This is a genomic window from Mesorhizobium sp. B2-3-11 (assembly GCF_006442215.1).
GTDB lineage: Bacteria > Pseudomonadota > Alphaproteobacteria > Rhizobiales > Rhizobiaceae > Mesorhizobium > Mesorhizobium salmacidum.
On the sequence record NZ_VFVS01000006.1, the window covers coordinates 225,452 to 250,912 of the forward strand.

The 25,461-nt window shown below is 64.4% G+C and carries 23 protein-coding genes; 8 read left to right on the forward strand and 15 right to left on the reverse strand.

What is annotated here, in order from left to right; translation table 11 throughout:
- Window positions 1-112 precede the first annotated feature (112 nt).
- Window positions 113-979 carry a glutathione-dependent disulfide-bond oxidoreductase gene (gene yghU / locus FJ960_RS11350; protein WP_140713926.1) on the forward strand — a complete coding sequence of 289 codons (867 nt, stop codon included), beginning with the start codon at window positions 113-115 and terminating at the stop codon, window positions 977-979.
- A gap of 77 nt (window positions 980-1,056) precedes the next feature.
- Here the strand turns inward: yghU and FJ960_RS11355 are convergent, their stop codons facing one another.
- Complete coding sequence (locus tag FJ960_RS11355) at window positions 1,057-1,356, reverse strand: DUF1236 domain-containing protein (RefSeq protein ID WP_140508581.1); 300 nt, start codon at window positions 1,354-1,356, stop codon at window positions 1,057-1,059.
- 520 nt (window positions 1,357-1,876) lie between these two features.
- A complete protein-coding gene (locus tag FJ960_RS11360) occupies window positions 1,877-2,122 on the reverse strand; it encodes an exopolysaccharide production repressor protein (RefSeq protein WP_140713928.1) in 246 nt (81 codons plus the stop codon).
- Between the two features lie 216 nt (window positions 2,123-2,338).
- Between FJ960_RS11360 and FJ960_RS11365 the strand changes: the two genes are divergently transcribed.
- Window positions 2,339-3,079: a sulfotransferase family protein gene (locus FJ960_RS11365; RefSeq protein ID WP_140713930.1), complete on the forward strand. Its 741-nt coding sequence runs from the start codon at window positions 2,339-2,341 to the stop codon at window positions 3,077-3,079.
- A gap of 624 nt (window positions 3,080-3,703) precedes the next feature.
- Here the strand turns inward: FJ960_RS11365 and FJ960_RS11370 are convergent.
- From FJ960_RS11370 to FJ960_RS11420, 11 genes are all read right to left on the reverse strand, one after another.
- Window positions 3,704-3,928 (reverse strand): Fic family protein, encoded by a 225-nt coding sequence (locus FJ960_RS11370; protein WP_246672723.1) that lies wholly within the window; start codon window positions 3,926-3,928, stop codon window positions 3,704-3,706.
- Window positions 3,929-4,112: 184 nt separating this feature from the next.
- A complete protein-coding gene (locus FJ960_RS11375) occupies window positions 4,113-4,883 on the reverse strand; it encodes an exodeoxyribonuclease III (RefSeq protein WP_140713932.1) in 771 nt (256 codons plus the stop codon).
- Window positions 4,884-4,889: 6 nt separating this feature from the next.
- Window positions 4,890-5,534 carry an alpha/beta family hydrolase gene (locus FJ960_RS11380; RefSeq protein ID WP_140713933.1) on the reverse strand — a complete coding sequence of 215 codons (645 nt, stop codon included), beginning with the start codon at window positions 5,532-5,534 and terminating at the stop codon, window positions 4,890-4,892.
- 88 nt (window positions 5,535-5,622) lie between these two features.
- The gene (locus FJ960_RS11385) at window positions 5,623-6,756 is read right to left on the reverse strand and encodes a tetratricopeptide repeat protein (RefSeq protein WP_140713934.1); all 1,134 of its coding nucleotides are present in this window, start codon (window positions 6,754-6,756) and stop codon (window positions 5,623-5,625) included.
- Window positions 6,753-7,658 carry a Ku protein gene (locus FJ960_RS11390; RefSeq protein ID WP_027144225.1) on the reverse strand — a complete coding sequence of 302 codons (906 nt, stop codon included), beginning with the start codon at window positions 7,656-7,658 and terminating at the stop codon, window positions 6,753-6,755. The genes FJ960_RS11385 and FJ960_RS11390 overlap by 4 nt, the downstream gene beginning before the upstream one ends.
- A 316-nt stretch (window positions 7,659-7,974) precedes the next feature.
- A complete protein-coding gene (locus tag FJ960_RS11395; RefSeq protein ID WP_140713936.1) occupies window positions 7,975-8,262 on the reverse strand; it encodes a GIY-YIG nuclease family protein in 288 nt (95 codons plus the stop codon).
- A gap of 122 nt (window positions 8,263-8,384) precedes the next feature.
- A complete protein-coding gene (gene ligD / locus FJ960_RS11400) occupies window positions 8,385-10,892 on the reverse strand; it encodes a DNA ligase D (RefSeq protein WP_140713938.1) in 2,508 nt (835 codons plus the stop codon).
- Window positions 10,893-11,139: 247 nt separating this feature from the next.
- Window positions 11,140-11,364, reverse strand: coding sequence for a hypothetical protein (locus FJ960_RS11405; RefSeq protein ID WP_027144223.1), 225 nt, complete (start codon window positions 11,362-11,364; stop codon window positions 11,140-11,142).
- Window positions 11,365-11,473: 109 nt separating this feature from the next.
- Window positions 11,474-12,694, reverse strand: a complete 1,221-nt coding sequence (locus tag FJ960_RS11410) for a GNAT family N-acetyltransferase (protein ID WP_140713940.1) — start codon at window positions 12,692-12,694, stop codon at window positions 11,474-11,476.
- Between the two features lie 9 nt (window positions 12,695-12,703).
- Window positions 12,704-14,005, reverse strand: a complete 1,302-nt coding sequence (locus tag FJ960_RS11415; protein ID WP_181174203.1) for a hypothetical protein — start codon at window positions 14,003-14,005, stop codon at window positions 12,704-12,706.
- Entirely contained in the window at window positions 14,002-15,171 is a 1,170-nt protein-coding gene (locus FJ960_RS11420; RefSeq protein WP_140713942.1) for a glycosyltransferase family 4 protein, read from the reverse strand. Before FJ960_RS11420 ends, FJ960_RS11415 begins: the two co-directional genes overlap by 4 nt.
- Window positions 15,172-15,611: 440 nt before the next feature.
- Here FJ960_RS11420 and FJ960_RS11425 point away from each other — a divergent pair, with 440 nt between their 5' ends.
- Both FJ960_RS11425 and FJ960_RS11430 read left to right on the forward strand, forming a co-directional pair.
- Window positions 15,612-16,781 carry a DUF1972 domain-containing protein gene (locus tag FJ960_RS11425; RefSeq protein WP_140713944.1) on the forward strand — a complete coding sequence of 390 codons (1,170 nt, stop codon included), beginning with the start codon at window positions 15,612-15,614 and terminating at the stop codon, window positions 16,779-16,781.
- Window positions 16,778-18,046 (forward strand): cellulase family glycosylhydrolase, encoded by a 1,269-nt coding sequence (locus tag FJ960_RS11430; RefSeq protein WP_140713946.1) that lies wholly within the window; start codon window positions 16,778-16,780, stop codon window positions 18,044-18,046. The genes FJ960_RS11425 and FJ960_RS11430 overlap by 4 nt, the downstream gene beginning before the upstream one ends.
- Window positions 18,047-18,054: 8 nt before the next feature.
- Here the strand turns inward: FJ960_RS11430 and FJ960_RS11435 are convergent, their stop codons facing one another.
- Together FJ960_RS11435 and FJ960_RS11440 are read right to left on the reverse strand one after the other, a co-directional pair.
- On the reverse strand, window positions 18,055-19,401 hold the full coding sequence (locus FJ960_RS11435) for a VpsF family polysaccharide biosynthesis protein (protein ID WP_140713948.1): 1,347 nt from the start codon (window positions 19,399-19,401) through the stop codon (window positions 18,055-18,057).
- Between the two features lies 1 nt (window position 19,402).
- Window positions 19,403-21,550: a Wzz/FepE/Etk N-terminal domain-containing protein gene (locus tag FJ960_RS11440; RefSeq protein ID WP_246672725.1), complete on the reverse strand. Its 2,148-nt coding sequence runs from the start codon at window positions 21,548-21,550 to the stop codon at window positions 19,403-19,405.
- Window positions 21,551-21,833: 283 nt separating this feature from the next.
- Between FJ960_RS11440 and FJ960_RS11445 the strand changes: the two genes are divergently transcribed.
- The 4 genes from FJ960_RS11445 to FJ960_RS11460 all read left to right on the forward strand — a co-directional run bounded on the left by FJ960_RS11445 (window position 21,834) and on the right by FJ960_RS11460 (window position 25,331).
- The gene (locus FJ960_RS11445; protein WP_140713950.1) at window positions 21,834-23,357 is read left to right on the forward strand and encodes a formyl transferase; all 1,524 of its coding nucleotides are present in this window, start codon (window positions 21,834-21,836) and stop codon (window positions 23,355-23,357) included.
- A gap of 98 nt (window positions 23,358-23,455) precedes the next feature.
- Window positions 23,456-24,664 carry an NAD(P)/FAD-dependent oxidoreductase gene (locus FJ960_RS11450; protein WP_181174204.1) on the forward strand — a complete coding sequence of 403 codons (1,209 nt, stop codon included), beginning with the start codon at window positions 23,456-23,458 and terminating at the stop codon, window positions 24,662-24,664.
- Window positions 24,665-24,866: 202 nt separating this feature from the next.
- On the forward strand, window positions 24,867-25,070 hold the full coding sequence (locus FJ960_RS11455; RefSeq protein ID WP_140508552.1) for a hypothetical protein: 204 nt from the start codon (window positions 24,867-24,869) through the stop codon (window positions 25,068-25,070).
- Window positions 25,071-25,103: 33 nt separating this feature from the next.
- On the forward strand, window positions 25,104-25,331 hold the full coding sequence (locus FJ960_RS11460) for a hypothetical protein (protein ID WP_246672727.1): 228 nt from the start codon (window positions 25,104-25,106) through the stop codon (window positions 25,329-25,331).
- Window positions 25,332-25,461: the final 130 nt, after the last annotated feature.

Consider the following 25,461-nt stretch of genomic DNA (forward strand, 5'->3'; position numbering starts at 1 on the left):
GCAGGCGATGCGTCGCGCCTCGCATTCACAATAGTTCAACACAAGTTGAACTTCCCTCTCCGCAGCCCTAGCTATGGGTGACCTGCCATCCTCCCACGATACGAGAGCCGACATGACCGAATATACCCCGCCGAAAGTATGGACCTGGAACAAGGGCAATGGTGGCGCCTTTGCCAGTATCAACCGGCCGATCGCCGGACCGACGCACGACAAGGAGCTGCCGGTCGGCAAGCACCCGCTGCAGCTTTATTCGCTGGCGACGCCAAACGGCGTCAAGGTGACGGTGATGCTCGAAGAGCTCCTGGCGCTTGGCCACAAGGGCGCCGAATACGACGCATGGCTGATCCGCATCAACGATGGCGACCAGTTTGGCAGCGGCTTTGTCGAGGTCAATCCCAATTCCAAGATCCCGGCGCTGATGGACCATAGCGGCAAGTCCCCGGTGCGCGTCTTCGAATCCGGCTCGATCCTGGTCTATCTCGCCGAGAAATTCGGCGAATTCCTGCCGGCCGAGCAGCCGGCGCGGGCGGAAGTGCTATCCTGGCTGTTCTGGCAGATGGGCTCGGCCCCTTATCTCGGCGGCGGCTTTGGCCATTTCTACGCCTATGCACCGGAAAAGATCGAATATGCCATCGACCGCTTCTCGATGGAGGTGAAGCGCCAGATGGACGTTCTCGACCGCCGTCTGGCCGAAACGGAATATCTTGGCGGCAAGGATTACACCATCGCCGACATGGCGGTCTGGCCCTGGTATGGCGGGCTGGCGCTCGGCCGGCAGTATAATGATTCCGCCACCTTCCTGTCGGTGCACGAGTATAAAAACGTGCAGCGCTGGGCGAAGGTGATCGACGAACGACCCGCGGTAAAGCGTGGCCGCATGGTCAACCGCGCCTTCGGCGAACCGGCCATGCAACTGCACGAACGCCATGACGCCAGCGATTTCGACACCAGGACGCAGGATAGGCTCGCCGCCGAGTAGATTCAGGAAAGCTCCGTCAAAAGCCCATCACCGGCGTTAAACCGGTGATGGGCTTTTTGCTTGATGCATCAGACGGATCAGTGAAGAACTTCCACGATCTGACGGGTGTCGGGATCCACCAGCACGGTCTGATCATTAATCACCGCGACGCGATACCTGACGTTGGGAACTTCACGCAGTTCGACCTTGTCCGGCACAGAGGAGCCGAGCTTGAGTTCGACGCCCAGAAGGTTCACCGACGCCAGCGGTTCCCTCTTGATATATTCGCGAACGACCGTCTCCTGTTCCGGCTGGACCACGATGGTGTCCGCCAGAGCCGCGCCGACGCCGCCCAGCAGGACGATCGCAGCCGCAGCACTCGTAAGATAATGTTTCATGACAACCTCCATGATTGGCTATTCGCTCCGCCTGAAGGGAAACTCTCACGCAAGTCGGAGGTTCCATATCTGCTTGTGAAATAAATGAGGCGATTAACCAACAATATGCCACATTTTGTTATAAATATAAATGAAGATATCAACACTAGCATGCTTTGCAGGTCTAATAAAACTTCTTCTGGATTGCGGGACAATCAAGGCATATCGGCTTGCAAAGGCAAGAAATGACGCAAGAGCTATCTAACGTGTAGCGAGGGGTGTCGCTCCCATGCTTTACCTCGCCTCCAAAAAAGGCCCGCCCTGCCGGGAGCAGGAGCGGGCCTCCAACGGACCGGTGGAGGTGGCGCCTCACCGATCGAGGTAGGAAAACGCACGCACCGCGGCTTCGTTCCACCGTGGCCGCCGCGATTTACCGGAAGTGCGCCGCGGGCGAATTCTGCGCGATGCTGAATACGCCGGCCAGCAAGGCCCTGAGAGATTCTCCCGGGGGCGGAGGGATAGCGAGCCACGGGTGGCGCCGTTAATGCCGGACGCCGTCCCGGTGTAACGGCGGCACCGGGTTGACTGCATCCTGGCCCATCGCGGTGTCTTGTGCGCGCCTGTAGATTAGCCCCAGGACGAGCACGAAGTAGCCGACCTGCAGGACGACCAGGACCACCGCTGTCCAGGCAAGCGCCTCCCAGAAGGAACCGGTAGCAATATAGGTCCAGACCGCGACAAGGATCGTGGTCGCCGACATTCCGACGAGAAATGGCCCAAAATACATCGACCTTCAAGATCCCCCAACCCGTCCCGGTCCGGGCGACTCCCTGCCCAAATCTCCGCATCCGCGTACAGGTTTTCATTATTTTAGCAACTACGCAAGTATGCGGCGTCCCGCTCGACATCCCCTTAGAAATTTGTTGCACGGTGGCGCTGGCAGGAGCAGTTTGATGCTCACGGACCGCGATAATCGGGAAAAGAAGTCCAGGGGGATTGGGGAATGACGCTTAAATTGATCGGGGCCGGTTTCGGCCGCACCGGCACATGGTCGACCTTTGCCGCATTGAACAAGCTCGGCCTGCCCTGCTATCACATGCAGGAAGTGATCATGAACAAGGCCAACACAGGCCATCTCGATTTCTGGCGCAAGGTGGCCAACAGCCCGCCCGGTTCGCAGCAGGACTGGGGCAAGGTGTTCGCCAATTACACCGCCACGGTCGACAATCCAGGCTGCTGCGTGTGGCGCGAACTGATGGTGGCCTACCCCGACGCCAAGGTGCTGCTGACATTGCACCCACGCGGCGCCGAGGCGTGGTACGAAAGCACGATTGACACCATCTACTTCACCGAGAACCTGTGGCAGTTCAAGATCCTGGAATGGCTCACCCCGTTCGGCCGGAAGTTCGGCGACATGTCGCGCAAGCTCATCTGGGGCCGCACATTGGCCGGTGTCATGGGCGACCGGGATAGGGCAGTTGCCCGCTACAATGCCTATGTCGACGAAGTGAAGGCAGCCGTGCCGCCGGAAAAACTGCTGGTGTTCAAGGCCAGTGAAGGCTGGGGCCCGCTCTGCCATTTCCTCGACGTGGCGCAGCCGAACGAACCCTTTCCAAACCTGAACGACCGCGAAACGATCAAGAAGATCATCCGCGACATCATCAAGGGCTCCTACATCATGCTGGGACTGACGGTGGCCGCCATCGCGGCGGTGATCGCGGCATTGTGGTGGTGGCTGGGCTGACCGCAAGCCCAGGCGCACCTGCCTGCGTGGAGCGGGCCGAGTTTTTCACTCCCAAAACAAACGACCGACTGCCAACTTTCGGTCGGGCAGGCTGACTAGCAGCTGCTCTCGCTGGAATTTTGCGCTTGCCTTCCCTGCCGGACGGGTCACCAGTTCATGGCCGTTCGACCAGGCTTTTGCCCCTTCTCAACCCCGCTGCAAAGCAGCATGACTATATCTCGATTGGATGAAATAGCGGAACATCCAATGGACATTGCCGGAACCGAACAGGGCCCCCCGGACTTTTGCGCGCACCACCCAAGACCTTGGTCCTACAAGGAAACCGGATGGTTCGATCCGCGACGCGCAGGCAACGCGCGCCGGTCGGTCTAGAGGCGCCGGCACTTTGCCATCTCGCGCCATCGCCATGCCCGCAATGCCGCCTGATGATTGGCCTATTGTGCCCGGCTAGAATGCAGGGCCTTGCAGCCCCTGCCTATTCCGCTTTCGCGGAAGTTTCGGACGTCTAGGCGATGTGCGATAAGGTTGTTGCGGCGGTACGAGCCGCCCTGGTTGGCGCGGGCGCCGAGCACACCCCAACAATGCGCCCCCCCGTCCGCGTCGACCATGGCAAGCGCCTGGGTGTCACGGCTTTGCTGCCAGCCCGGCAAAAGCCAGCAATGGGCTGATGTCGTGTCGATCGGCTGCCTTCAATGCCGAAATATACGCCGCCCGTCTCTCGTTCATTTTCAACAGGTCAGCCCCATCCGCCCAATCGATCGGATCGACGCCGTACACTTTTTCGAGCATGGCGTCCGCTAGGATGCGGGCATGGCGGCCATTGCCGTTCGCGAACGGATGGATGAACACAGCCGCTCGGCTGCCTCCACGGGCACATAGGTGCCACGATCCCCCCAGTACAGCGCGTCGTCCAGCGCCTCCCGCAACCGCACCCCGATTTGCACGGGGTCACTCATGGCGGAGGGGCCTCTGATGGCCGCTCGCCGTTGTCATGAGGAGTAACGAAAAGGATGATCAGCGGCCGGAAAGCCCCTCACCCCAGTTCCACCCAGACCGGCGCATGGTCGCTGGCGCCGTCCTGCCCGCGCACGTCGCGGTCTATGCCCGCTCCCTTCAGCCGGCGCACGAGCGTCTTCGACAGCAGGATATGATCGAGCCGCAGGCCGGCGTCACGCTCCCAGCGGTTCCGGCGATAATCCCAGAAGGTGTAGAGCGTCTCCTTCGGATGTCTCTTCCGTAACGCATCGGTCCAGCCTTGTTCCAGCAGCGCGGCGAAGGCAGCGCGGCTTTGCGGCTGCACCAGCGCGTTGTCGTCATAGGAGCGGGTGGCGTAGATGTCGCGCGGCTCGGGCACGATGTTGTAGTCACCGGCCAGAACCACCGGCAGACCGGTTTCGAGAAGCTGTTCGGCATGCGCCTCCAGCCGCGCGTGCCAGGCGAGCTTGTAGGTGAATTTCGGCCCCGGCTGCGGATTGCCGTTCGGCGCATAGAGACAGGCGATAACGATGCCGTTCACCGCCGCCTCGATATAGCGGCTCTGCCGGTCGGCATCGTCGCCGGGCAACGCATCGCGGGTCAGCACCGGCTCGGCACCGCGCGCGAGTATGGCGACGCCGTTCCAGGTCGGCTCGCCCTTCCACACCGCGCCATAGCCGGCATCGGCAAGCGCGGTACGCGGAAACTGCGTGTCGCGCGCCTTCAATTCCTGCAGGCAGACGACATCGGGTTTTGCGGTGGCGAGCCACGCCAGCAGCTTGTCCAGCCGGCTGTTGATGTTGTTGATGTTGAAGCTGGCGATCTTCATGGGGGATCAGGGGGCGATCCTGCCCACCCACGCCTTCACCGTCTGCGCCAGCGTCGTCAGATGATCCGCCGTGGAGAAGCCCGAAATGCTCTTGCGCGGCTTGAGATCATGGTCGCCGTCCTCCAGCCAGATCACTTCGATGGCATCGGAAAGGCCGTAGGCCGCGACCTCGTCCTTCGTGCCGAACTCGTCGCGCGTCCCTTGAAAAATCAGCGTCGGCGTCTTCAGCCCGGCGAGATGTTTTGTCCGCAATTGCTCGGGCTTGCCAGGCGGATGGAAGGGATAGCCCAGGCAGACCAGCCCCGCTATCTCGCCCTTGGAAAACATCTCGTCGGCGACCATCGAGGCGACGCGCCCGCCCATCGACTTGCCGCCGATGATGAGCTTGCCCGACACGCCCTTGCCCCTGAGGTCGGCGATCGCCTTGATGTATTCCGGGTTCACCGTCTCGGCGCGCGGCGGCGGCTTGCGCTGGCCATAACGGCGGGCCGCCATGTAGTGGAATTCAAAGCGCGCGACCTGGAAGCCCACGGCGGCGAATGCCTTGGCGGTGGCGGTCATCGAGGGCGAATCCATGGAGGCGCCCGCACCATGCGCAAGCAGGATGGTGACGGGAGCGGTGTCGTCGCCATCGAAGAGGAAGGTGGTCATGATGTGACGCCCCGAGCGACGGTGAAGCTGCCAATCACCCCCCTTGTGGGGGGAGATCGGCTGTCATCGCGGCTTTCGCCAACCATCGTCACCCCGCCGACTTCGCCAGCTGCATATCCACGAACTGCACGCCTCTGGCCGCCACTCCAGCCCATTCCGATGCCGCGTCGAGCTCCAGATACCGCATCCACAGCCGCCGCGCCTCGAGCAGATTGCCGGCGTCGAACTCCAGCCGCGCCAGATTGAACACCGGGTCGGCATAAGTCTTGTCGAGCGCGATCGCCTTCTGCAAATGCCTTCGCGCCGAAGCGTCGCGGCCCTGCTCGCTCATCAGCCCGGCCAGATTGAACCAGGCTTCGACGAACGCCGGATCGAGCTTTATCGCCCTGGCATAATCGTGCGCGGCTTCCGCCACGCGCCCGGACCCGCGCAAACAGTTTGCGCGGTTGAAGGCGGCGATGGCGTCGGTGGGGTCGATGGCGAGGCAGCGCTGGTAGAGTGCAGCGGCACCGTCATGGTCGCCGCCCTCCTCCGCGGCTTCCGCCTCGGCGAACAAATCTTCCAGCGTGTCGTCGCCTTGTGCCGCAGCTCCCAGATCGAACAGCAATTGCCCGTCGAGTTCGCTCTGGCCGCCTTCGAGATAAATGGCGTCGGGACGGCCATGCTGCGAGCCGACATTGAGCGACTTGGCGGTGAGCGAAGCGACGGGGCCGGAGCGGTGGACTGAGCGCGCGATCGCGCCCCATGTGGCGCCGCCGGCGATCAGCCCGGCATATTTGCGTGCCAGGATCAGGTCGCGGAAGGAATAGGGCTCGCCATCATGCTCGAAGGCATCGAACAGGCTGAGCCGGTCGAGATCGGCGCCGGACAGCCTGGACTGGTCGATCAGCGATTGGCGCGACAGTGAGGGCGCCTCGGGCGCCTTCATCAGCCCGAGCAGCCGCAGGAAACCGTTCTCGCTCAAGAGAATGCGCCCGGCCGCACGCTCGGCGCCGAGGCGGCGTTCGATCTCGCTATCGCTATTTTTGGCGGGTCCGGCCTTGGTCAGCCCCGCCTTGACCAACAATGCGCGTCCGAACACGACATGCGTGGTGCGCCGGGTGACGCCGCGCCTGAGCTGGCCGTGCTGGCGCTCCACCTCGCGCGCGGCGAGCCTGAGCGGAAACGCTGCCAGCGCGCCGATCGTACCAAAGACAGCCCCCGGAACGGCCGGTGCCGTCATTTCTTGCTCTTGCCGACCGCCTTGAGCAGGTTGGCCTTGAGCGGATTTTCAGGCGCACCGCCCGCTGCCGCCTTCTTGGCGGCGGGCTTGGCGGCCTCGTCGGCCTTGCTCTTCGACTTGGCCGGCGGCTTCGACTGCGACAGGCTGGCCTTCAGCGCATCCATCAGGTTGATGACATTGCCGCGTTCCGGTGCCGCCGCGATGATCGGCTTGTGACCCTTCAGCTTCTCGCGGATCATCGACATCAGCGCGACTTCGTAGCGGTCCTCGTAATTCTTCGGATCGAAGGTGGTTTCCTTCTGCTTGATCAGCGCTTCGGCAAGCTGCAGCATTTCCGGGTCAGGCTTCATGGCCGGAATGTTGCCGAAATATTCAGCCGTGCCACGCACTTCGTTCGGGTTCCTCAACGTACACACGAACATGCCGTTCTCGCGCGCGCCGATCGTCACCACGCGCTCGCGGCTGGACAGCACCAGCCGGGCGATGGCGAGCTTGCCGGATTTGCGCATCGCCTCGCGCAGCACGGCGAAGGTCTCTTCCGCCATCGCCCCGTCCGGCGCCATGTAATAGGGCGCGTCCTGGTAGATGACGTCGACCTCGTCCTCGTCGACGAAGGCCTCGATGTTCATCGTGTGATTGGATTCGATGCGCACCGCGTCAAGGTCGGCATCGTCGATGATGATGTACTGCTTGTCCTCGTACTCATAGCCCTTGACCAGATCCGCGCGTTCGACGAGCCCCAGTTCAGGGTCGACCGGCTTCATGTTGATGCGGTTGTGGGTCTTCTTGTGCAGCTGGTTGAACGAGATGCGTTCGCTGGCGCTGGTGGCGGGGTATAGCCGCACCGGACAGCTGACCAGACTGAGTTTGAGGTAACCTTTCCAACTTGCCCTGGGCGCCATGATGAACTCCTACGCGGCCGCGCGCTGACAGTTACTTCGCAGCGCTTCGTCCGAAGGACGAACAAGGCTGCGCAAATCCTACACCGACCCGGCACAATAGCGGCAAATCCCTGACGAAATCTTCCCGCCGGTTTTCGGGGGTCACGGGCGGAGAATAATTCAAATTGTCGGAAGCGTCGATGGCGTGCGGGACGCCGGTGATTGGCCGACCCACTCATCCCTTCGTCATCCTAGGGCGAAGCAAGGAGCGAAGCGACGCGCGCAGACCCTAGGATCCATGCCGTGACTTACAAGCGTTGCTGCAGTGAAGGAAAGCTCACCACCCTGTTCCGCGAAAGAGTTCGAACCAGTCTGGATTGGCCTTCTCGATCAGTTCAACCTTCCATAGGCGCGGCCAGCGCTTCAGTGACTTCTCGCGCTGGATCGCATCGGTAATGTCGAAATATTCCTCATACCAGACCAGCCGTTGCACGCCGTATCGGCCGGTGAAACGCGAGCCTTGGCCCGACTTGTGTTCTGGCATACGGCGACCGAGGTCATTGGTGACACCGATATAGATTGTGCCGCGCTTCTGGCTCGCGGTCATGTAGACGTATCCGGTCATCTGAACAGGTGCATTCTACAACAATGGTCGCGGCATGGATCCTAGGGTTTTCGCGACGGAGCTTCGCTCCTGCTTCGCCCTAGGATGACGAAGTTCAGGAGCCCTGTTCGTCGAAGGGCGCCTCAAAGCCCGTTTACCTTTCCCGGGACCACCGGCAAATCCCGCGCGAACTCGTCAATGTCAGCCCACGGATCACCCGATGTCTCCAGCAACCCCGGCAGCGACGCGTAATTCAAATCCTGCGGCGCATCGATCGCCTCCAGATCGCTCCAGCTCACCGGTGTCGAGGCCGGCAGGTTGGTGCGGGCGCGCAGCGAATAGGGGGCGGCGGAGGTGTGGCCGCGCGCGTTGCGGTGATAGTCGATGAAGATGCGCCGCTTGCGGTTTTCCTTGCCCATGGTGGTGGTGAAGGTGTCTGGCGCGGTGGCCGTAAGATGCGTCGATATCGCGCTGGTCGCCTGGTGCAGCTTCTTCCAGTTCTGCTTGCCGGTCACCGGAACCGTGATGTGGATGCCGCTGCCGCCCGAAGTCTTTGCGAATGGCACCAGCCCCAGCCCCTCCAGCTCGCCCTTGATGTGGACGGCGGCCTCGACCACCTCGCGCCAGGAAATCCCTTCGCCCGGGTCGAGGTCGAAGACGATCTGGTCGGGCTTGTCGAGGCTGGTGCGATGGGTGCCCCAGGTGTGGAACTCGACGACGCCGAACTGCGCCAGCGCCAGATAGCCCTTGGCGCCCTCGACGGAGAGATAGGACTTGGTCTCGCCCTCGGAATTGATCGCCTGGAACGTCACCACCGAAGGCGGCATGCCGGTGAAGGCGTGGCGCTGGAAGAAGCAATCCTTGGGCAGGCCGGTCGGGCAGCGCACCAGCGACACCGGGCGGCCAAGGATGTGCGGCAGCATGAAGTCGCCGACCAGCGCGTAATAGACGGCGATGTCGAGCTTGGTCGGGCCGTTCCTGCCGAACAGCCGCCGCGTCGGGTTTGTCACCCAGATCGTGGCAAGGTCGGCTTCAGCGATCAGCCGCTTGCGTTTTGCCGACACCGGCGTCGACAGGCCGACGTCACGCAGACCGCGAAACACACCATGGCGCAGCGCATTGTCCGCGGTTCGGTTGGCAAAATGAATGCGCGCCGAAAACAGCGGCTTGACCCAGTGCATCTCGCGCATGATTTCGCGCGGCACGCCTTCCGGCGGCGTTGCGCCTGACGTGAGCGGCTCCAGCCGGGCCAGCAGGTCGGCCGCGGTCGCGGCATCGAAGCCGGAGCCAACCTTGCCGCGATAGTGCAGTTCGCCGTCCACCCACTCGGCCATGCCGAGCGCGGCCAGCCCCTCGGCCGCGTCCGAAGTGGTGTAGCCGGCGATGACGAAATCGCCCTTTTCGAGCGCCTTGGTCTTGGTCCAGCTCTTGGTGCGGCCGCTCTGATAGATGGCGGTGGCGCGCTTGGAAACCACGCCCTCCAGGCCGAGTTCCGTCACCTGGTCGTAGAGCCCCTGCCCCGAACCTTCGACATGGTCGGAGAACTGGATGGCGGAGTTGGCGCCAAGCCCGCCAAGCAGTTCGGCCAGCAGCGCCTTGCGCCGGATGAGCGGCACCTTCATCAGGTCCCAGCCATCGAGTTGCAGGAGATCGAAGGCGTAGAAGTGCAGCTTGCTGCCGGCGCCCTCCGCCAGCGCGTCCTGCAGCAGCGCAAAGCGGGAAATGCCCTTGGCGTCGAGCACGACGATCTCGCCGTCGATGATCGCCTCGCGGCACGGCAGCTTGGCGAACGCATGGGGAAGGTCGCCATAGCGCTTCGTCCAGTCGATGCCGCCACGGGTGATCAGCCGGACCTCCCCGTTGGAGACATGCGCCATGGTGCGGTAGCCGTCGAACTTGATCTCATGCAGCCAGAGCTCGTTGCTATTGTCGGCAAGGCTTTCGCCACCCGGCGGCTTCGGCACCTGCGTGGCCAGTTGCGGCTCAATACGGCTCAGTGCCGGCGCCTTGGCCGCGCCGGGCAGGTCGCCCGGCCTCAACGATCCAGGCTTTGGCGCGGACTTCGCGGCCGGCTTCGGCGGCGCCACCAGCTCCTCGATGCGCAGGCCGGATTTCACGCTTTCCGGCCGCGCTTCGAGGATGTTCAGCGCCGTGTCGGCGGCGAGGTCGCGCTCCTTGAACAGCAGCCAGTTCTTCTTGTTCTCGTCCTCGCCGGGCTTGGGCTTCAGGCGCGTCAGCATCCAGCCGCCATTGAGCTTTTCGCCGGCCAGCCGGAACTTGAAGGCGCCGGTCCTGAGGCTCTGCTCGACATCCCCCATCGGCGCCCAGGTGCCGGCGTCCCAGACGATCATCGGCCCGCCGCCATATTCGCCCTCGGGGATGACGCCCTCGAAATCGATATATTCGAGCGGATGATCCTCGGTCTCCACGGCCAGCCTTTTGTCGCCAGGGTTGAGCGAGGGCCCGCGCGGCACCGCCCAGCTTTTCAAGACATCGCCGACTTGCAGGCGCAGATCGTAATGGTCCGCCGTCGCATGGTGCTTATGGATGACGAAGCGGTTGCCGTCGCCGGCCATCGACCCGCCGGCCGGCTCCGGCGTCTTCGAGAATTCGCGCTTGGCGCGATAGGTCTGGAGCTTGGCGGGCGGCATGTCAAAAGCCGAGCCTGGCGGAAATCAACAACCGCCTCGTTCCTTCGCGCCCCCCTCTGCCCTGCCGGGCATCTCCCCCTCTAGGGAGATCGAACTTCACGGCGGCCTTCGCGAATATCGGACGTTGAAAGAATAGCGCGGCAGGCGAAATTGCCGATCTCCCCACTAGAGGGGGAGATGTCCGGCAGGACAGAGGGGGGCGCCGTAGGGCGCTACGTTTGCACCATTCGCGATTTTTCACTTGGTCTCAATCGTCAATCGCCGGCGTCAGTTCCAGCTCGGCCGGCGACAGCCCCTGCTGCAACTGGCTCAAGCGGAATTCGTCGACCCAGTAGGCCTCGCCGTCGACCAGCACGCGCGCACTGTAGGTGCCATCGGAGAAACGCTGCGCGGTAATGTAGACCTTGTGGCGGTCGAGCGCCTTGCGCACCGCCGCGCGCTTGGAGTTCTGGCTGTTCACGGCAGTGGACATGCGCTTCGCCCTCGGTCGCCTGACACGGAACTCGGCCGCTCTTGGCGGCTCGGCGACTGCCCCCAAGGATGGCGGAGACGCGCGGCCCTGTCAATTTCGCGGGCGTCCTTCAGGTCTTCAACCGCCGCAAACGGCGCATCACGCCCTGTACGGCCTTGTAAAGTCCCGGCTTGGTGCGCACGAAAGCCTCGGCCCGCCTGCGGAACTCGATGACGGCATTGGCCACGCTGCCCCGCATCGTGAACCCATGGCAGAGTTCGACCAATTCCGAGCCCTTTGCGCCCATATGTTCCTTGTAGCCCTGGTTGCCGACGGACAGGTCGAAATACCCAAAGCCCTGTTCGCGCCCCCAGCCGATTAACCTGCCCATGATTGTAAGCCCTGGTGAGACATTGGGCGCGACGCTCTGGTCCATCGCTATCAGGAGAGCGTGAACGGTCCCTTGATGAACCAGCAAATATTGAACCGCGATCAGCGCCTCGCCGACGCGCAGCCCGAAAAGCCGCACGGAACCATCCGACAGGCCCTGAATGGCCGCGCTCCGGTAGAAATCGACGATCTTCTCCTGCGTCAGCAAGTCGAAGCGACCAAGCTCGCGAAAGCGATCGAGCCGCATCCGCACCAATTCACCGAAGATACGCTCAACCTCGGCCGGCGCGTCGGCCTCGACCAGTTCCACGCTGCCAAGCCGTTCGAGGCGACGCCAGTCCTTGCCGAATTCCTTGACGAAGGATGGCCTGCAATGACGCTTGAGGACTGTTTCCGGGTCGCCGTCGATGGCGAGGCCGAAGGCGGTCTGGATGGAATCGCGCGTGTCCGGGAGCAAGGCCAGCGGATTGGCGACGCCGTGGATCTGTCGCGGAATTCCCACAATGTGGACGCGGTCCGACGGCGGCAGCGCCGAGCGGACCGCCGCCCACGCAGCCTGCGCGGATTGCCTGGTCCACGGGGTGGCATCGGCCAGCAGCGGCGCCGCGTAGTCGCAGACGCCACCGCTCAACCATTCGACCACCCAATGGTGGAACGCCCTACGCCGCATCAGCGGCACCAGCATTCTGGGTTCGCCGGTCGCGGCATCGCCCACCTCCACGATGAGGAGTTCCGCGCTTTCCGGCAACAGCCGCGCCACGATCCCTTCTGCCCAGGCGAAATTCTGGTGGCCGGTGCACATGCCATCCGCCTGGAGGCGCAGCCAGAGCGGCCTGACCGCTTCCAGGCTGATATGCAGTTTCGCCGTATAGGTGCCGTTCGCCGCGATCGCGGCGGGATGCCGAACCTGCCCGCCGGGAAAGTCCGTCACCGCAGCAATTTGCACTGCCTGGCCTGACACATCTCGCTCCTATCGTCTTGCCGCGGCGAACGAAACCGCCCGCCGCCACGAGCCCAGCCGGCTGTCGTGCTGCTGGTCCGGGTGTTCGATGTTCCACATTCGGTGATGCACGAAGTACCATGATGCCACGAGCACGAAGATCTCGGAGACCGCGGACCCCGCCAGCGACCAGGGCGGAGACGCGACCGCCAGCAGGATCGCGATCAACGCCAGTCCGACAATGGCGCCGCCCAAGGTGATGAACGCCACGATGCGGAAGTCACCCAGTATCTCGAGCACGATGCGGGGCATGATGTAGAGCATGATCGGGACGAAATTCGCGATCACGAAAAGCCCGATGAATCCCACCGAGGCATCCTGGAGAGCCTGGGATTTTATCATCGGTAGGACAAACATGATGGCGCATCCATAGGCCACCGCGCCGAGCCCCATGACGACAGCCCACAGCTTTGCCTGCGCCCAGACACGGCGCGTTTCGTTGCTGCGCATCAGCTTGGCCAGTTCCGGCTGCGTCATGTTCACGAAGGCGAGGCTGATGATACGCAGCGGCGCGAACAGCACGAGCACCGCCGCCAGCGGCGCATAGGCGGCCGGTCCGGCAATGCCCGCGACCAGCAGCGCCAGGCATTGGCCCTGGATGTTGGCGGTGGTGGCGCTGAAAGCCGACCAGCAGAGCTGCGACCAGAGCTTTGCATAGCGCCGCCGCGTCGGCATGCGGAAGCTGATGCGCATCGTGCGGCGCGCCAGCCGAACCAGAACGAAGATGCCAAACAGGTTGGCCGCAGCAAGTGCATAGAACACGCTCTGCAGCGCATTCCTGGCCAGCCAGATCGCAAGGCCGGCCATGATGGTGCCGGCGATCGTGAAGGCAGCATCGCTGATGGAGACGATCACCTGCTGGCGGCGTGCGAAGAAGGCCGTGCGCATGTGGCTGCGCAGCGACCATGCGCCGACGAAGCAGCCGGCGGCAATTCCGCTGGGATCGCCCAAAAGACGCATCACGATCGCCGTGCCGATGGCCATCAGCAACGCAACGACCAGCGCCGCCGTCCCGAAGGCCACGTCATAGGCATTGACGCCGGCGCTGTTGGTGCTCTTGCTCATCCATATCGAGGCGGGAACGGCGGTGAGCGACCTGATGTAGGACAGGCCGACGCCGCCCATCACCATGCCGATGGCGAAGAGACCGTAGCCTTGCGCCGACAGCATGTGCAGCAGCGCGATGTTGAGGGCAAAGTGGAAGCCGCTCTGCATCGCCTCGCCGCCGATCATCAGCACGAGGCGCCGCACCAGATGGCCAGGCAGTTTCACGGCCGTGTCTCCGCCTGCCGGGCGGTTGCTGTCCGGCCCGGCTTGGCGATGGCCGCCTTCAGCTTGTCCGCGGCTATTGCCGCAATCGCCGCCGCCGCGACCGGCTCGCTGAAGACCGCCTCGTAGCGCGCCCGCCCGGCGGCGACAAAGGAGCGCCATGCCTCCGGCCGCAGGATGATTTCCTCGAGTTTGCCGGCAAGGGCGGCGGCATCGCCGGGCGGAACATGCCAGCCGGTTTCGCCGTCGGCGACCACCTCGACCAGCCCGCCGATCGCCGACACCAGCGGCGGCCGGCCATAGGCCATCGCCTCGATGGCGACACGGCCGAGCGATTCGGGACGCCGCGACGGCACGGTGACGATATCGGCCCAGCGATAATGCTCGGACGGGTCGGAAATGAACGGCAGCACGCTGACGCGTCCGGCGAGCCCCATGCTCCCGACGAGTTCGGCGAGCGCGCGTTCGCGTTCGACGCTTTCGAAGGCCCCGCCGACCAGCCGCACCTCGATCCTCGGCTTGAGTTCCGCCGGCAGCGAGGCGATCGCCTCCAAAAGCACTTCCTGGCCCTTGATCCTGTTGATGCGGCCAAGCAGCAGCACCTTGAGCGGGCGCTTGCCGTCATAGGTCGTCGCTTCGGCCGCGGCCGGGCCGGCGACGCCGTTATAGATCACATGGGAGCGCGCGGATCTGGGCTCGCCGAACGCGGCGCGGGTGGCGCGCGAGTTGAAGATGAGATCGGCATGGCTCCAGTGCATCAGGCCGACAAGGATCCTGCGCATGGCGCCTTCGGGAATTTCGTGGACGTGCAGCACGGCCTTGTGCGGCAGAAGGCGCGCGGCCAGCGCGTAGTCGGCCACGATCGAGGTGTTGACATAGGTGAGATCGCAATCCCTGAGCCGCCGCCAGGCCCTCAGCACCGCGACCGGCAGCCGCGCCATCTCGATCGTGGCAAGGCGCGCAATGGCCTGGCGCCTCAGCACCCAGAGCGGCTCGAAGACGATCCGGGTCGCATGCGGTTCGAGAATCCGTACGATCGGTCCGCCGCGCGGCAGCACCACTTCGATGTCGGCTGACGGAAACGCGGCGCGCAGCGCGGCCACGCTCTCCGCGAAGCTGCGGTCGGAACCATAGAGTTCATAGCCCTGATGGACGCATGCAATCCGCATATTTCCATGCATCTTTCTGCCAGGGGTAGTTTGATGATCCCGCCACCGGACGGATCAGGCGACTGGAAATTTCAAGCCCAACACCCCTTTGGACTTCACTTATAGCCGGCATGGTGACGAGCGGATGTGGAACCCGTATCACCATGCCAATGCTGCACGTCCTCCGCCGATGTGGCGCACAGAAGTCCACGAGCAAGGATCATGCCGGCCCTGACTTGACCGTCTGCTGGTCGCCAGGTCGCGGCATTGCCTTGTTTCGATACACATACGCCGGGATAGTTGACCGATAGTGAAACAACTCCGGCCGCTGGAAGAAATATTTTACATCCCGGGGCCATAATGGGCGGAACTGAGTCTGGCATGGATATCGCTGGACTGTGGTTTCCAGACGAGACGGCCCGCGCATTGCGGAGCGAGCGGATTTGAAAGCGCCACCAGCCATGAAACCGGAAACGCCCACCATCCTGATCCTCGGGACGCGCGGCATTCCCGCTGCCCATGGCGGCTTTGAAACATTCGCCGAGAAGGTGGCGCTGTTTCTTGCCGGGCGCGGCTGGAAGGTCGGCGTCTACTGCCAGGATGAAGTCGAGCGGGTCGACCAGAGGGTGCGCGTCGACACCTGGAAAGGCATCGAGCTCATCCATGTCCAGGTCGCCTCGAAGGGCCCGCGCGCGACGCTGGAATTCGACTGGCAATGCGTGCTCGACGCTGCCCATCGGCCCGGTGTCTGCCTGGTGCTCGGCTATAATGGCGCGGTCTTCCTGACCTGGCTGAGGCTGATGCGGCGCAAGATCATCACCAACATGGACGGCATCGAGTGGCGCCGGCCCAAATGGGGTGTGGCGGCGCGCACATGGTTCTGGCTCAACGAGTGGATCGGCGCCTGGGCCTCGCACCGTCTGGTCGCCGACCACCCCGTGATCGCGGAACACCTAGCGACGCGCCGGCCGCGCAGCGCCATAGCCACCATCACCTATGGCGCCGACCCCGTGACATCGGCACCGGCGGCGCCGGTGCGCGCGCTCGGCCTCGAGCCCGGCAAATATCTGATCTCGATCGCGCGCATCGAGCCCGACAACAACATCCTGCCCATCGTCGAGGCCTTCTGCAGCCAGAAGCGCGACATGAAGCTGGTGGTTCTGGGCACGCTTTCGGACCAGATCCCTTATCATGTCGCCGTTCGCAAGGCGGCGAACGCCTCGGTGGTGTTGCCCGGCGCCATTTACGATCAGGCGGCGGTGAAGGCGCTGCGTTTTCACGCGCGCGCCTATTTGCATGGCCACACGGTCGGCGGCACCAACCCGTCGCTGGTCGAGGCGCTGGCCGCCGGCAACATGGTGATCGCCCACGACAACCCCTACAACCGATGGACCGCGGGTGCGGCCGCCATCTATTTCACCGACGCGCGGAGCTGCGCTGAGCGGGTGCGGCAGGCGATGGAAGATGACGCCCTGGTCAGGACCTGTGGCGAGGCCGCGAGGTCCCGCGCCAACGAAGCCTTTCGCTGGGACGACGTCCTGCTTGCCTATGAAAGCGAAGCCTATCGGCTTCTGGGCGTGCCCGCCGCCGCGGCCATGCAGGTCGACCGCCCCTCGCCCGGCGCCGTATGACGGGTTGGTCGCGACGGCGGCTGCTGAGGACCGCGCTGTCGACGGCGCTGGTGCCCGGCACCGCGGCGCTTTCGACCGCAGCGCCCGCGCCGGCCGCCACTGGCGAATGGCGCTTTCGCCGCGGCGTCAATGCCTGGCCCTGGTTCGCGCTGACACGCGAATTTCCGGCGCCGCGCACCGATTATGACTGGCCGCCCTTCCAGTCGCAGCGGCCGGTGCCGACACCGGACGACCTTCGCCGGCTGCGTCAGACCGGGCTCGATTTCATCCGCCTGCCCGTCGATCCCGGCCCGTTCCTGGCCGCCGACGCCGCCACGCGTGCAAAATTGCTGACGATGCTGGACGATGCCGTGGCGGCCGTCATCGATGCCGGTCTGGGCATCATCGTCAACGTGCAGGCCAACGGCGCCACCCATTACTGGACTCCCGACCGCATGGTCTCCAGCACCGCCGCGCCGGAATTCGAAGCCTATCGCGCGCTGGTCGGCACGCTTGCCGGCAGGCTGCAGCGGTTCGCACAGGACATGGTGGCGCTGGAACCCGTCAACGAGCCGCCGCAATCCTGCTCCTCCAATGTCTGGTCGAAGGTTCAGGCGGCCCTTTTGACGGCGGCCAGGGCGTCATCCCCGACCTTGCCGCTTGTCGTCACCGGCGGCTGCGGCTCGATGGTGAGCGGGCTCGCCGCGCTCGATCCGGAACCGCTGGCGGCCTTCGAGCCGATCCTCTTCACCTTCCATTTCTACGAACCCTATCTGTTCAGCCATCAGGGCGCGCCCTGGATGCGCGAGCCCGTCTACCGCGCGCTCAACAACGTGCCATGGCCGGCCTCCGCCGGCTCGTTGGAACAGACGCTGGCCTCTGTCAGGGCGCGCATGGCTCAGGACACCAAGACCTCCGAAGCGGACAAGCAGGCCGCCTATGCCGAGACCGAACGCGTGCTGAAGGTCTATTTCGACGCCAGGCCCGACCGCTGGTTCATCGACAGATATCTGAGCCAGGCGCGCGATTGGGCCGATAGCCACGGCATCGCGCCGCAGCGCGTCATCATGGGCGAATTCGGCGCGCTGCGCACCGACGCCCGCTACGTCGCCGCCCCGAACCCCGACCGCGCCCGCTACATATCAGATGTCAGGCAGAGCGCCGAGGCATCAGGCTTTCCCTGGGCCTTCTGGGACCTCTTCGACGGCATGGGCATGATGGACGACACGACGCGGGCGCTCGACCCTGCGATGGTGGATGCGCTGGGGCTGAGGATGCCGGAGTAGAGAGAGCGCTACGCTCGCGGCGCTTGCGCTGGGCGTCGTACCCCCACCCTCACCGGCCGGTACAGCGCCAGCGCGATCACCACGAACTTGGTCATCAGCGTCGTCTTGGACGCCAGGCTTTCGGAGGTGTTGAGCAGGATCAGCCAGCCCAGCATCGTCAACCAGATGCCGGGATGGCAGCGGCGCGCCACTTCGTGCATGAACAGTGCGAAGCCCAGAAACAACAGCAGGGTGAAGAAGGCGCCCTGATAGAGGAGCAGGCGGATGATCGGGTTCTCGATGCCCTGTTCGAGGCCGTTGATGCGGCGCAGGTTTTCGATGAGATCGATATCGGGCCCGATGATCAGGTCGCGCAGTTCGAAATGCTTGAAGAGCTCGAACATTTCGACGCGGGCATTGGCGCTGCCGCTGTCCGACACGAAGCGTTCCAGCAGCGCGTCGAAGAAGCCGTAGGAGAACAGCATGGCGAGCACGAGTGGCAGCAGCGAGGCGAGCATGACCGCAAGGGCGGCACCCGGCAGGCTGATGCGTCCTCGCCGCAGATAAGCGACGCCGCTGAAAAGCAGATAGATGCCGCCGAGCGCGATCGTCGTCACCATCGCCGAGCGCCCGCCGAACACGACCAGCGCCGCGCATTGCAGGCCGATCAGCCCTAGCCGCGGCGGCATGGACAGCGATCGCGAACCCGAAAGCAGCGCTAGCACGTATACCGCGGTGATCGTGGCGTTGGACAGCGGATGCCCCTGAAGCGCCGTCGAGCGCAGGTCGCTCATGAACACCACGCCGTCGAGCCGGTAGGGAAAGACCAGCGTCTTGGTGGCGAACTCGAACAGCGCCAGCAGCGCGTTCACCGTCATCACCGCGTGCACCACCGTTTGCATGCGGGCGAATATCTTTTCATCCGCCTCGGCCAGCATCACCACCAGCAGCGCCGGCGCCACGAACGTGTCGATCATGCCGGCCATGCCGGGGCGCTGCCTGATGATGACGATGACCAGCAGCATGATCGACATGACGGCCAGCAGCGCGCTCGCCGGCCGCCTGTCGGCGATGGCCAGCGTGTAGCCGACCGGGTTGCCGAACGTGCAGGCGCGCCAGGCAAACATCAGCACGAGCAGATAGGTGGAAGGGTGGATCTTGGTTGCCGGATTGCCGGTCAGCCCGTCGTAATTGTAGCCCACCAGCCACAGCATGCCGCCCGAGATGCTGAACAGCAACGCCACCACCGCAACCAGGCCATAGCCGGTCACCCAGTCGAGTGAATTGCCGGTGCGGCGCGCGGTCGCTGCATGACCCTGGCTGGCCCAGCCGGCTGCCGGAGTGGCGGACCGGGCGGCACCCCGAATGGCAGACATGTCAGGCCGCCTCGTCGACCAGCAAGGCGCCGGTCGGCAACCGCCCCATGACGGAAATGGCTTGCGAGGCCGCCGTGACATCGCGCATCGGCGTCGCGTTCAGCGTGGCGACAAGCACGATCTCGTCGACCATGGCGACCAGCGGCGAGGCGTTGAGATTGTCGGCCAGCGCGCCGCCGTCGACGATGACGAGTTCGAAATTGCGGCTGGCCTGGGCCAGCATGTGCTGCGTGTAATAGACGCCCTGCGCCTCGGAGAAGGCAGCCTTTGGCCGCCCCTTGCCGAGAACCGCGACGTTGCTGCCGGGCACGTATTGGCTCAGCGCCTCGAAGGCATATTCGCCGCGCAGCACGTCGAGCAGGCCGGGCTGCGGTTCCTTGTGGCCCTTGCCGGCATTGGTGTCGATGAACAGGACACGGCTGCCCCTGGCAGCCGCAGCGTTGGCCAGCAGGCGCGCCACCCGGCCCCGTTGCGCTGCGTCGTCCGGTGCCGACGTCAGCAGGATGGACGGCACCAGCGGCCAGTCCGGCGGACGCCGGCTGGAGGAGAACAGGCGCCTCAACGCCAGGCCGGCGAAGGCGTCCATCTTCTGTCCGGCCTGCGCGGGGGCGCCGCCGAAAGGCCACCAGCGGCGGCGCGCCGATTTTGCCGGCAGCACGCCCACCACGGGCGCGTCGATCGCCGATTGCATCTGCGCGCTGGAAAGCACCGTCGGCGATGAATATTCCGCGATCAGCGCCATGCCGGTGCCGAGCCCCAGCCCGCCGAAGAACGCGCCGAATACCAGCAGCAACAGCGGCGGCCAGCTCTTCTTCAGGGCCGGCATGGCGTCGGAGATGATGCGCGCATTGGTGCTGTCAACATTCACCTGTTCGCGCGTTTCCTGCGCCCGCTGCAGGTAGGTGGCGTAGACCGAGCGCACCGCCTCGAGATCGCGCTGCAGTTCGCGCAGCTTGACCGAGGCCTGGTCGGTGTCGAGCGACTTGCTCTTCATGCCCGCGACCTTGGCCTCCAGCGCCTGCTGGTTGGCCAGTGCCCGCTCATAGTCGGTTTCGGCGGCGGCGCCGATGCGGCCGAGTTCGCGCGCGATGAGCGCGCGCGTGTCGCGCAATTGCTGCTGGGCCGCCATCATCGAGGGATGGCGCGGCCCGAGTTCCGTGCCGAGCTGCGAGACCTGGTCGACAAGCGTCGCCTCCTGTGCCCGCAGGCTCGAAATCACCGCCGATCGCATCGCTTCCGAGGTCGCGTCCGGTGCGCCGCCGGACCGGCGCAACTGGTCGACCTGCGCCTTCAGCGTCGCGGTGCGGCTCTGGGCGGCCGCTAGCTGCGTGTTGATCTCGGTCAGTTCCTGGTCGCTGACCAGATTGCCCGCGGCCATCACCATGTTGTTGGCGGACTTGTAGGCCTCGACCGCATTCTCGGCCCGCTGGACGCGCTTGCGCTGCTCTTCCAGCCGCGCGGTGATCGAGTCGGAAGCGTCCGTGGCCATCTTCGCGCGCGCCGCGGCCTGGTCGGCCAGGTAGGCCTGCGCGATGGCATTGGCGAGCTTCGCCGCCTTGTCGGCGCTCTTGGCGGTGACGATCACGTCGAGGACCAGCACCTTGTCGGCCCGCTTGACCGCCAGCCGCCGGCGCAGTGCATCGAGCGTCGTCCCCGTCTTGTCGGTTTCGCCCGTCTTGTCCGTCTCGGTCGACTCCGAGCCTAGCACGCCGCCGAGCAAACGGCTCAACAACCCACCTTGTCCGTTGAATTCCGGATCCTCGGTCAGGTTGGTCGCCGCGATAGCCCTGAGCAGCACGCCGCTCGACTGGACGACGGCAACCTGGCTTTCCACCATGGTGATGCCGCCATCGGGCGGAACCCGGCTCGGATTGACGTCGTTGGTGACCACCTGCAGGTCTTGCGGATCGACGATGATCTCCGCCACCGAGCTGTAGAGCGCCGGCGTGAACAGTCCATAGAGCAGCGCTGCAAGGGTCAGCAGTGCGGCTGTGGCGAGGATCAGGAAACGGCGGCGCACCAATATACGCTTCAGGTCACCCAGCTCGACGGACGAGGACGGATACGACGCGGCCGGAGGTGGCTCCGGCGCATATTGCATCGCCTGCGGAGCTTGTTGTTGCGGCAACGAGAGCAGGGATGATTGCAAAGGTCGCTCCGACAACACTCCATATGCCTCAAAAGACTAAATTGCGGCTTCAGCCTAGCTATTACTCCAACTGTTAAAACACTATTAATTATGTTGGGAGCTCTTCTGATTTTTGGCACGGAGTTTGCGTAGCAAAGGCGCGGGCCGTGTTGACAGGGCGCAAGCGAGCGGGAAACGAATGGAAATGGAGCAACATCTCCCTCCAGTCCGACCGTCGCCCACCTATCGTGCCCAAAAATCGAACACCGGCCGTTACCGAACATCAGAATTCTAGGGGTGCGACATGCAGGTCAGCCTGCGCCTGGACAGCGACTGCCTCCGTGCTTTTCACCTGCTGCTGCTGCAGCGCCTGGCCGCGCTCGCCGATGTCGAGGTCAGCGTCGACGCACGCCCGGCCGGGAGCGGCATTCCAGGCAGCATCGCCGCGCTGTTCCAGCTTGAAACGGTCATCCACGGCTTGCCCGCGGATGGGTTGGCCAAGCGCCTGCCGCTGTCGGCGCTGGCACCCTTCCAAACGCGGACGCCCGTCTCGCCGGACCTCGTGCTCGACCTCTGCGGCGACGTGCAAGTGGAGGGAACACGCGTCTGGCGTGTGACCTATGACGGCGCCGGCGGCGAAGCCGCCCTGCTGGCGTCGATCCTCGATGGCCGGACCCCGCTGGCCCGCGTCGAGGAGAATGGTGCCGTAGTCGCGGAAGGACGGGTGGGGACCGAATATGGCGGCATCGCGCTTGCCGCCTTCCAGGACATGCTGGCGCGCACGGCAAGCCTGATACTGGCGGCGGTGACGGGTGCCGCACGCGGCGCCCTGCCCGTCCTGCCCGAGCCGATGGACGGTAGGGGTGCGCCGTCGCTGCCCTCGGCCGGCAAGCTCGGCGTCAGGGCGGGCAAGGCGCTGGCGCGGCGCGTCGTTCAGAAGATCTACCATCTCTGCTACAATGCTCCGCACTGGAAGGTCGGCTGGCGCGAGACCGGAGGGCGGGATCTGTTCGACCTGCGCGCGCATCCGGCATCGGGTTGGCAAGAGCTGCCCGACGACGGCAGCCGCTTCTACGCCGATCCGTTCCCGATCCTTTACCAGGGACAGGTAACCCTGTTCGTCGAGGACTATATCCACCGTCTGGGCCGAGCCATCATCTCCGCCGTGCCGTTCGGCCCGTCGGGGCCGATCGGCCGTCCGGAGCCGGTGCTCGACCTGCCCTACCACCTGTCCTACCCGTTCGTCTTCGAGCGTGACGGCGAGGTCTGGATGGTGCCGGAAAGCTGCGCCAACCGCACGGTGGATCTCTACCGCGCCACCGCCTTCCCCGGCGGATGGGTCAAGGAAGCGACGCTGCTGTCCGATATCGTCGCCAGCGACGCCACCTTGGTCGAGCATGGCGGCTCGTGGTGGATGTTTGCCACCGTCCGGGACGGTGAAGGCACCGCCCGGGACGGAGGCGGCGCTTTCTCCGACGCGCTGCATCTGTGGTCGGCGCCGGACTTTCGCGGCCCCTGGACGCCGCATCCCAAGAATCCGGTGCTGATCGATATCGCCTCGGCGCGGCCGGCCGGACGCATGGTGGAGCGCGGCGGCCAGTTGCTGCGCCCGGTGCAGGACTGCCGCAGGAGCTACGGCGGCGCCCTTGGCATCGCACGCGTCACTCACCTTGATTTGAACGGCATGGACCAGCGTGTCGAGACGATCTTAACCTCTGGCGCGCTATGGAGCGGGCGCAAGCTGCACACGCTCAACGAGGCAGGCGGCCTGGAGTTCATCGATGGCTCGGCGATCGCGCCGCGCTGGAAACAGAAGCGGCGACCGTAGTTAACCTAAACATTTGCTACTACCAGCCACCCGCGCTGGTTGCTTGAGGTTGATACGGCCCGGAAGATATTTTCCACCACACTTTGTGGAGACAGAAGATGACTGGCATGAAGGGCAGCGAGATGACCACCGTCGAGGCTGTCCCGGCCGAAGTCGACGTGGCGATCGTTGGCGCCGGAATGGCCGGCACTACGCTGGCCACCGCCTTGGGAAAAGCCGGCCGCAAGGTGGCGCTGATCGACCCGCACCGGATCCATCACGACGAGTTCCGGGCCGAGAAAATCGGTACCGACCAGATACGGCTGTTCGAGAAGCTCGGCCTAGACAAAACGATCATGCATCTCGTCACACCGTTTGACGACATTCACGTCTTCCGCCTCGGCCAGCTGTTCGCGCGTGAGCGCAGGCCGGAATACGCATTTTCCTATGGCGCGCTGATCAACGGGCTTCGTGACGCCCTCCCCCCGCAAGTGCCGCTAACGATCGGCAAGGTCGTCGAGGTCTCGACCGGACCGGACCGGCAACGCCTGGTGCTGAGCGACGGCAGCGTCATCATTGCCCGCCTGCTGGTGGTCGCCACCGGCTACGGCGAAGCGGTGCGGCGCGCCATCGGCGTCGAACGCATCGAGCAATCGAAAGCCCATTCGCTGTCGATGGGTTTCGACCTCGCCGTCTCCCAGCTCGACTGCGGCTTTCGGGCCGTCACCTGCTACGGCAGGCGGGCCAGCGACCGCGTAGCCTACGTCACCATCTTCCCTCTCGGCGACAAGATGCGGGCCAACATGTTCGTCTATCGCACCGTGGCCGATCAATGGACGAGGGATTTCCGGGCCGATCCGCAAAAGATGCTTTGCGAGCTGATGCCCGAAATATCGGCGCAATGCGGCAACTTCGCTGTCGCAAGTCCCGTCGAGGTCCGGCAGGTCAATCTGACCACGACGCAAGGCCACCGTCGCGACGGGGTCGTCTTCATTGGCGACGCGTTCTGTACGACATGCCCGACGCCGGGCGTCGGCATAGGGCGGGTCATGATCGACGTCGATCAGCTCCATTCCGTCCACATTCCACGCTGGCTGGAAACACCAGGCATGGCGGCTGACAAGATCGGCACCTTCTATGACGATCCGGTCAAGGTAGCTTCCGATGAGGCAGGCATGCGTGTGAGCGTATATGCCAAGCGGATCACCACCGAAACCGGGCTGGAATGGCGCGCGCGGCGCCTGCGCAACAACATGGCACGCCGGCTGCTGATCATCGGCCGCAAAGTGCGCCATTTGAGACTGCGGCGGGAGCCGGGCATGGCGTGAGGGGCCTCCCGCCCTCTATCGTCAGAAGGCGCTTCCCTGGTGCTGTCCCAAGGACAGCACCTCTACCTTGTCCCTCCCTTGCGGCGGAAGCGCCGGAGCGCTTCCCCAGGGCAATCACATAGCGCTGAAAAAAGGCAAATCCAGTGCCGTTCAGCCGGAACCAGCGGCGCGCAGACAGGTTATGCCCGCAGGAGATCCTGTCATGGTCAAGAACATCGACCGAGCGTTGCAGGATGCCATTCTGGCGATGCGCATCCTTCGCAAATCCATCATTGATCATGGGCACATGGAAGCCATGGCCGAATTTGACGGCTTGATGAGCGTGACCATATCCGAGGCCGAGCGCCAACTCACCAGCTGGCAGACCGGTCATCGCGCCGAGCGATCAGGCCAGGCAAAATCCTGACGCGATCGCTCGCAGCCGGCATCCGGCGGAACCTTGCCGCACACGATTGGTTTTATGGAATGCGACATGCCGCCGGAGAACGAAGTGGCCCGATTGGTCGACAAGAAAAAGCTTGAGAGAGCGGATCGCGAGTCGCGGATCATCCTCGACGCCGAACGGCAGGCCCGCGACGCAAAGACAGCCCGCCTTCGCAAGCAGCGGCTGTCAGCCGAGCCAAGCGGCGAGGAACAGAAGCCCGCACCGCCGAAGCCGCGGGGGTGATGGCGTGCCAAAGCAAACGGCGCGACGGGTCGCGCCTTTGTGACGGCAAGCGAATGCCTTCAGGTCAGCGTTACCGAAACTACAACGGCGGCAGTGACGGCCGAAAGCCGTTCGCGCTTCCGCCAGCTTG

Coding starts and splice junctions, on each gene's coding strand:
- yghU (WP_140713926.1), top strand. CDS start 113: ATGACCGAATATACCCCGCCGAAAGTATGGACCTGGAACAAGGGCAAT.
- FJ960_RS11355 (WP_140508581.1), bottom strand. CDS start 1,356: ATGAAACATTATCTTACGAGTGCTGCGGCTGCGATCGTCCTGCTGGGC.
- FJ960_RS11360 (WP_140713928.1), bottom strand. CDS start 2,122: ATGTATTTTGGGCCATTTCTCGTCGGAATGTCGGCGACCACGATCCTT.
- FJ960_RS11365 (WP_140713930.1), top strand. CDS start 2,339: ATGACGCTTAAATTGATCGGGGCCGGTTTCGGCCGCACCGGCACATGG.
- FJ960_RS11375 (WP_140713932.1), bottom strand. CDS start 4,883: ATGAAGATCGCCAGCTTCAACATCAACAACATCAACAGCCGGCTGGAC.
- FJ960_RS11380 (WP_140713933.1), bottom strand. CDS start 5,534: ATGACCACCTTCCTCTTCGATGGCGACGACACCGCTCCCGTCACCATC.
- FJ960_RS11385 (WP_140713934.1), bottom strand. CDS start 6,756: ATGACGGCACCGGCCGTTCCGGGGGCTGTCTTTGGTACGATCGGCGCG.
- FJ960_RS11390 (WP_027144225.1), bottom strand. CDS start 7,658: ATGGCGCCCAGGGCAAGTTGGAAAGGTTACCTCAAACTCAGTCTGGTC.
- FJ960_RS11395 (WP_140713936.1), bottom strand. CDS start 8,262: ATGACCGGATACGTCTACATGACCGCGAGCCAGAAGCGCGGCACAATC.
- ligD (WP_140713938.1), bottom strand. CDS start 10,892: ATGCCGCCCGCCAAGCTCCAGACCTATCGCGCCAAGCGCGAATTCTCG.
- FJ960_RS11405 (WP_027144223.1), bottom strand. CDS start 11,364: ATGTCCACTGCCGTGAACAGCCAGAACTCCAAGCGCGCGGCGGTGCGC.
- FJ960_RS11420 (WP_140713942.1), bottom strand. CDS start 15,171: ATGCGGATTGCATGCGTCCATCAGGGCTATGAACTCTATGGTTCCGAC.
- FJ960_RS11425 (WP_140713944.1), top strand. CDS start 15,612: ATGAAACCGGAAACGCCCACCATCCTGATCCTCGGGACGCGCGGCATT.
- FJ960_RS11430 (WP_140713946.1), top strand. CDS start 16,778: ATGACGGGTTGGTCGCGACGGCGGCTGCTGAGGACCGCGCTGTCGACG.
- FJ960_RS11435 (WP_140713948.1), bottom strand. CDS start 19,401: ATGTCTGCCATTCGGGGTGCCGCCCGGTCCGCCACTCCGGCAGCCGGC.
- FJ960_RS11445 (WP_140713950.1), top strand. CDS start 21,834: ATGCAGGTCAGCCTGCGCCTGGACAGCGACTGCCTCCGTGCTTTTCAC.
- FJ960_RS11450 (WP_181174204.1), top strand. CDS start 23,456: ATGACTGGCATGAAGGGCAGCGAGATGACCACCGTCGAGGCTGTCCCG.
- FJ960_RS11455 (WP_140508552.1), top strand. CDS start 24,867: ATGGTCAAGAACATCGACCGAGCGTTGCAGGATGCCATTCTGGCGATG.